The organism is Aquiflexum sp. (assembly GCF_977115555.1).
Genome location: NZ_CDSBKL010000011.1, coordinates 20,482 through 27,003, shown reverse-complemented (window position 1 = coordinate 27,003; position 6,522 = coordinate 20,482). Strand labels below are relative to the sequence as shown.

Annotated in this window: 6 protein-coding genes; 3 read left to right on the top strand and 3 right to left on the bottom strand. The window is 41.0% G+C overall.

The features are described 5' to 3' along the window. The 3 genes from prfB to ACZFYI_RS01565 form a co-directional block, all read left to right on the top strand. Positions 1 to 1,015, top strand: a 1,015-nt coding sequence (gene prfB, locus ACZFYI_RS01575) for a peptide chain release factor 2 (protein ID WP_462522367.1), incomplete at its 5' end; no start/stop codon positions are given. A gap of 73 nt (positions 1,016 to 1,088) precedes the next feature. Continuing rightward, a complete protein-coding gene (locus ACZFYI_RS01570; protein ID WP_462522366.1) occupies positions 1,089 to 2,267 on the top strand; it encodes an MFS transporter in 1,179 nt (392 codons plus the stop codon). A 181-nt stretch (positions 2,268 to 2,448) separates the two neighbouring features. Continuing rightward, entirely contained in the window at positions 2,449 to 3,174 is a 726-nt protein-coding gene (locus ACZFYI_RS01565; RefSeq protein WP_462522365.1) for a lysoplasmalogenase family protein, read from the top strand. A 3-nt stretch (positions 3,175 to 3,177) separates the two neighbouring features. Here the strand turns inward: ACZFYI_RS01565 and ACZFYI_RS01560 are convergent, their stop codons facing one another. Genes ACZFYI_RS01560 through ACZFYI_RS01550 form a run of 3 tightly spaced genes read right to left on the bottom strand, consistent with a single transcriptional unit; the run spans position 3,178 to position 6,517 of the window. After that, on the bottom strand, positions 3,178 to 4,533 hold the full coding sequence (locus tag ACZFYI_RS01560) for a M24 family metallopeptidase (protein WP_462522364.1): 1,356 nt from the start codon (positions 4,531 to 4,533) through the stop codon (positions 3,178 to 3,180). A 59-nt stretch (positions 4,534 to 4,592) separates the two neighbouring features. After that, the gene (locus ACZFYI_RS01555) at positions 4,593 to 5,960 is read right to left on the bottom strand and encodes an MATE family efflux transporter (protein ID WP_462522363.1); all 1,368 of its coding nucleotides are present in this window, start codon (positions 5,958 to 5,960) and stop codon (positions 4,593 to 4,595) included. Between the two features lie 17 nt (positions 5,961 to 5,977). After that, positions 5,978 to 6,517 carry an NUDIX domain-containing protein gene (locus ACZFYI_RS01550; RefSeq protein WP_462522362.1) on the bottom strand — a complete coding sequence of 180 codons (540 nt, stop codon included), beginning with the start codon at positions 6,515 to 6,517 and terminating at the stop codon, positions 5,978 to 5,980. Positions 6,518 to 6,522: the final 5 nt, after the last annotated feature.

Below are 6,522 nucleotides of genomic sequence, written 5' to 3'. Positions count from 1 at the left end.
AGTAGATTTGGAGGCTGTTTCATCACAGCCCGGTTTCTGGAATGATTCTGATGAAGCGGAGAAAACAATGAAGCAGATTCAGGCAAAAAAAGCATGGACTGCCCCTTATGAAAAAGTAGAAACCAGCCTTCAGGATCTGGAAGTTCTATTTGACTTTTACTCCATGGACGAAGTTTCTGAAGAAGAAATGAAGTCTGAATACAAAAAAGTACTTGGCGAGGTGGAAGACCTTGAACTCAAAAAAATGCTCAGCAGCGAGGAAGACCAACTCAATGCAGTGCTTGAAATCAATCCTGGTGCCGGCGGAACGGAAAGTAACGATTGGGCTTCCATTTTGATGAGAATGTACATCATGTGGGGAGAAAAAAATGGTTATAAAGTCCGGGAGGTGGATTTACAGGAAGGTGAAGTTGCAGGTATCAAATCCTGTACCTTGGAGTTTGAAGGTCCTTTAGCTTACGGATTCCTCAAATCTGAGATCGGTGTTCACCGCTTGGTGAGGATTTCGCCTTTTGATAGCAATGGAAGAAGACATACCTCATTTGCCTCTGTATATGCCTATCCTGAAGTCGATGACACCATCGAGATAGACATCAATCCTGCAGATGTGGAACTTCATACTTCCCGCTCGGGCGGTGCAGGAGGACAAAATGTCAACAAGGTCGAAACCAAAGTTCAACTGACCCACAAACCTACCGGCATTGTTGTTGTTTGCCAGATAGAGCGGTCACAGCTTGCCAACAGAGAAAAAGCCATGCAAATGTTGAAATCAAGGCTCTATCAATTGGAAATGGAGAAAAGGAATGCTGAGCGGGCGAAAGTAGAATCCGGGAAATTGAGGATTGATTTTGGCTCTCAGATCCGAAACTATGTCCTCCACCCTTACAAATTGGTAAAAGACGCGAGAACCGGATACGAAACTTCAGACACACAGAGTGTATTGGATGGTAACATCAATGAGTTTATAAAGGCATTTTTGCTTGCACAAAGCGAAGAAGAAGCTAACCAAGATTGATCTTTTTGACTTTACAATCCTGGTTCAGACAAGTTCTGGATCGGGATTGCTTTATTTCTAACCGAACTTCTTCATGAGATTTTTACCTCCATTCTTTACGTTGGATTATTTTCTCCTTTGTCTGAGTTCGTTCTTGTTTTTTTCAAGCTTCAATATGATCATCCCGGAACTCCCCTCCTACCTGAGTTCTTTGGGTGGCGAGGATTACAAGGGATTGATTATTGCCCTATTTACACTTTCTGCAGGACTTTCCAGACCGTTTAGCGGTAAGTTGGCTGACAAAATCGGTCGGATTCCGGTAATGGTTTTTGGTGCCTCTGTCTGCATTATTGCTAGTTTGTCTTATCCTATCGTCACCTCAGTGGCAGGTTTTCTGTTTTTAAGGTTCATGCATGGTTTTTCCACAGGATTTACTCCAACGGGTACTTCTGCTTACGTGGCAGACATTGTCCCCTTCAACAGACGTGGGGAAGCTATGGGTATCCAATCCTTGTTTGGGTCTTTAGGAATGGCTGCAGGTCCGGCAACAGGTGGATACATCGGCTCAATTTGGGGAATTCAACCTCTTTTTTATACCTCAGCGTTCACGGCCATTCTCTCCATTCTGATTTTGATCAGGTTAAAAAAGACTGTCGCCAAACCGGAAAAATTCCATTTCAGGTTATTGAAATTGAAGCGGGATGAAGTCATAGAAAAAAGAGTTTTGGTCCCATCTCTGATTTTGTTTTTGACCGTGTTTTCATTTGGGGCAGTACTCACCATAATTCCCGATTTTTCGGAACATCTGGGAATCCTCAACAAAGGACTTTTCTTTGCCGTTTTCACACTCTCATCTTTAGGAATCAGGATCATTGCCGGCCGTGCTTCAGACAAGTATGGAAGAATTCCCGTAATGATTTTGGCATCTCTTTCTATGGGAATAGCGATGTTCCTGATAGGGTTTGCGGAATCAAAAATGATGTTCCTTTTAGGAGGAGTAATTTTCGGATGCTCTGTGGGAATGAATTCTCCGACCATTTCAGCATGGACGATTGACCTTTCTATGGATAAATTTAGGGGAAGGGCATTGGCTACAATGTACATTGCGATGGAGTCAGGAATAGGCATCGGCGCTTTGGTATCCGGTTTTGTGTTTGCCAATAAATCGGAAAATTTCCCTTTGGTTTTTTCTATAGCAGGAATATTTTCATTGACCGCTTTCACCATCCTGCTATTTTTGAAGAATACTAAAAAAACCGAATTGAGACACTAAACCAATAATATTATAATTCAAGAGCTGAAAAATACCATTTTCCAAAAAACCTGATAAAAAAGTTAAATTAATTGGTTTAATATGAATTATTAGAATTTTTTTACAATTTATTTTATTATTAAAGCATTTTATTTTGTTTGAAAATATTATTTTTAGGATCGCTTATAAATTGATTATCTGAATGTTAGTCTGGAACAATAAGTTTACTCTTCTATATTTTTCAACGGTCATTATTGCAATTACATTTCTTCTGTCCGGTAAAGAAGTTGGTTTTTTCATATTCAATTTATCTACGCTCCCTATTCTGATATTTGGACTTTTATATAAGTTCAAAAAAAATCCCCATCCATTAATGTCATTGATGATAGTGGCATCAATATTTTCATTTTCTGGCGATTTTTTAATGTTACTTGATATTGAAGAAACCCTTTTCAAGACAATCGGAATTTGTACTTTCATTGTGGCACAGACCAGCTATGGCTTATTGTATATTCATTCTGCACAATATTCCGAGAAAAACTTCAGGCCATCTTTAATGAAAAGATGGCCTGAAATCATTGCTCTTATATCCTTGGGAATCTATGCTGCCATTGTCTTGGAGTACACCAATGAGTTTTTCCTGCCGGGGCTGCTATATTCGTTTTTTGGTATCTCTACTTTCGTATTGGCAATGAACAGAAGATTTTATGTAAGTCGTCGCAGTTTTGCTCTTGTGATTACCGGTGCATTTTTTTTTATCCTTAGTGCTTCACTCACTGGATTTGACCTATATGCTTTAAACAAAATAAGGCACGCAACAGCAATTTTCTTTTACTCAGGAGGGCATTTCCTTTGTAGTTATGGAATCCTTACCCAAATCGAAGAAATAATCAACAAAGAAATCCCTGTCAAGTCGATTTTTGAATGAGCCTTACGGGTTGTGCAAAAATCCGTTTTTTCTTGGAATAGGCATGATTTCTATTTGCCTACCATTAAGATAAGTAACTTTTTCCCCGTCAAAAAATGCTCCTTCCTCCAACTGGACCCTTAGCTCTTTATTCCACTCCTTTAGAAAAACCACTGCATTTAACTCTATTGCATAAACAGTGTTGGGATACAAAGGATAATCGCCTGCACCGGGAGTATCTCCCTGATTATCCCACATGCCAATAGTAGGCCCGGAAGCGTGTCCATGCATACCAAGCGGATGCGAATATATGCTGCCTTTTATTCCTTCAGATTCCATCACTTTCCTAGTTTCTCTGAGGATCTGGTTTCCGGTGCGACCTGTCACAAACTGCGAAGTGAGGATATCCTGAAGCCTATTCCCTACTTTCATTGCGTCTTTGAGGTATTGGGGAACTTCATTTTCACCAAGTTTTAGGACATATGCTAGTTGTTGCGTGTCGGTATTCAACCTTAAATATGAAATTCCAAAATCTATATGAAGCATATCTCCGGGCATGATGACTTCAGAGTCTGCTTTGACTGCAAAAGACCTCAATTGGCCCTGTGATGCAGGATCTGCCCTTTGGATATCTACAGATGGATGAAACCAAGTATCTAGTTTAAGCTCTTTGATCCTCTCCCTATACCACCATACCACATCATCAGTGGTGGTGACACCCGGGGTAATCACTTTCTCTGAAAGCCCATCGGCTATGATGTTATTGGCAATGGTCTGTAAATGCCGATAGGTTGCCATTTCAGAAGGAGTTCTTGTTTCTAACCATCCCACTGCCAGATTTTGTGCAGAAGTGATTTTATTTTGGAAATTTTCAGGAAGATATGATATCAGGGTATTGTATTCTGTGACATTGAGTCCATCAGCATGTCCAAAATCTTTGGCGATGTTTAAACCGATTTTCTTTGGATTTTTCTCGATGATCAATTCTGAAAGTCGCTTCCATTGGTCAGGTTGGCTTTCCGGGTCCCAGGCCTTTTTAAAAGATTTTCCCACATCATATCTTGCTACGGCATATGTTTCCACAGTGGCTGAACCTGGTGCTTTGTAAAGCACCAGCATAGTTCGTCTCCGAGCAGCGTGCCAAGTTGCCGGCAAAAAAGTCTTGATGACCGGATCTTCATTATATTCCCTAGATATGATCACCCACATGTCTATCTCCGTCCTGTCCATCAGTGTAGGCAAAAGAGTTTGGATACGCTCCTCAAGCCAACTATCGATGACAGCTGCCTGATCTCTTTGGCTTAAGATATGTGGAGATTGGGCTAGAAGGATTGTGCCGAATCCAATAAACAATGTGATGGCAAGCAAGAATTTTCTCATATCAGTTTCCGAATTTAATTTCGGAAAATAGAAAGAAAACTCAATATTAAAAAGGCAAACTATGCCACTGAAATATTACTTCCATGCTTAAGGAGTAACCGTTGACTAAGTTTATGAAATCGGTACAAAAGCATGATCCCAGTCACAGTCAGTCCAATGAGTAGTCCAACCCAGATCCCTATTTCTTGCATACCAAACCAAAAAGCCAAAATATAACCCAATGGCAACCCAATGACCCAATAAGCAACCAAGGTCACTATGGTAGGTACCCTCACATCGGACATTCCCCTGAGTGCTCCAAGTCCAACGACTTGAATTCCATCAGATAATTGGAAAAATCCTGCAATGATCAACAAAGTAGCACTCATCTGAATCACTGAAGCATCATCAATGTAGAGCGAAGGCAAAAACTCTCTAAAAACGATAAATATGACGGCTGCCACACTCATAAATCCTGCTACCATCACAAAGACTGTAAATCCTGCCTCCCGAAGCGTTCTGATATCATTTCGGCCTAACTGATTACCAACCCTGATCATAGCTGCTGTCGAAAGCCCAGAGGCCATCATGTAGCTGATTGATGCGAGGTTGATGGCTATCTGATGCGCCGCAAGTGCAGTGACACCGATCCAACCCATCATGATGGCTGCTGTACTGAATGCACCAACTTCAAAAATAAACTGAAACCCTGTCGGAACCCCGATTTTAATCAATTTTGATAACATCGGAAAACTCAACTTTTTAAATCCCAAACTGAGGCTGTAAGGCTTATAACGCTTTGAATTCCAAACATAATATGCCATCATCAATCCCATCATTATTCTGGATATCAAAGTAGCCCATCCTGCTCCATTCAATCCAAGTGCAGGAAAACCAAGATTTCCATAGATCATAACCCAATTGAGAAACACATTAACTGCATTGCAAAAGATGGTAATGTACATGGCCTGTTTGGTTTGGGAAAGTCCCTCAGCAAATTGCTTGAAGGTCTGAAAAAACATAAACGGAAGAAGAGAAAAAGTGATAATCGCCAAATATGGAATTGCCAAAATGACGACTTCTTCAGGTTGGTTGAGGTGCTTCAAAAATGGAGATGCCATCAAAATCAAAAAGAACATCATTATCCCACCTGCCATATTGATCGTAAAACCATGGTTAAACAACCTTGAAATGCGCTTAACTTTACCTTTACCGTCAGACATAGCCACCAAAGGCGTCATTGCCATAGATATTCCGATTCCAAACATCAATACCACAAAGAAAATACTGTTGGCCAGAGAAGCCGCAGCCAATGGGACAGCACCAAGCCTTCCTACCATCATGCTGTCTGCCACACCAACCAATACCTGTCCCAACTGGCTTAGCATGACAGGATATGCCAAGTAAAAAGTCCTTGAAAAATTATCCTTGAAATTTGAAATGCCCATTTGGATTGTATCGCTTGTCAGAGATTAAGAATTCTTGCCACCTTCAGAAGTCCTGCTATAGAAATGGCATCTGTAATTTCGCCATCCATTACTTTTTGAATAGCATCTATGAGCGGTAATTTGAGAACCTGTAGCTGTTCGGTTTCCTCAAATTCCGTTTCGCCAGGAGTGAGTTCCTCCGCTAGGTAAACAAACCCTTCTTCGTCCGTCACAGAATTGGAAGTATGTATCCTCATGATTTTCGTCCATTTTGTGGCTGTGAGACCGGTTTCCTCCTTGAGCTCTCTTTTTGCCGATTCAAGAATATCCACATCCAAAAGTCCACCACCCATAGGGATTTCCCAAGAATATTCATCCAGAGTGTATCGGAATTGTCCCACAAGCCAGGTATTGAGGTCTCCGTCTACCGGAACAATAGCCAATGCCTTGTTCTTAAAAGTGACTTTACCGTATATACCGTCTTTGCCGGATGGAATCACCACTTGATGTTCCTCCAGTTTGATCCAGGGATTTTCGTAAATCATTTCTTTGGATTTGGTTTTCCAGGGATTTTCCATGTATG

Bases quoted from the DNA above. Each gene is read 5' to 3' on its own strand.
- ACZFYI_RS01555 (WP_462522363.1), bottom strand. From the start codon at position 5,960: ATGGGCATTTCAAATTTCAAGGATAATTTTTCAAGGACTTTTTACTTG.
- ACZFYI_RS01565 (WP_462522365.1), top strand. From the start codon at position 2,449: ATGTTAGTCTGGAACAATAAGTTTACTCTTCTATATTTTTCAACGGTC.
- ACZFYI_RS01560 (WP_462522364.1), bottom strand. From the start codon at position 4,533: ATGAGAAAATTCTTGCTTGCCATCACATTGTTTATTGGATTCGGCACA.
- ACZFYI_RS01570 (WP_462522366.1), top strand. From the start codon at position 1,089: ATGAGATTTTTACCTCCATTCTTTACGTTGGATTATTTTCTCCTTTGT.
- ACZFYI_RS01550 (WP_462522362.1), bottom strand. From the start codon at position 6,517: ATGGAAAATCCCTGGAAAACCAAATCCAAAGAAATGATTTACGAAAAT.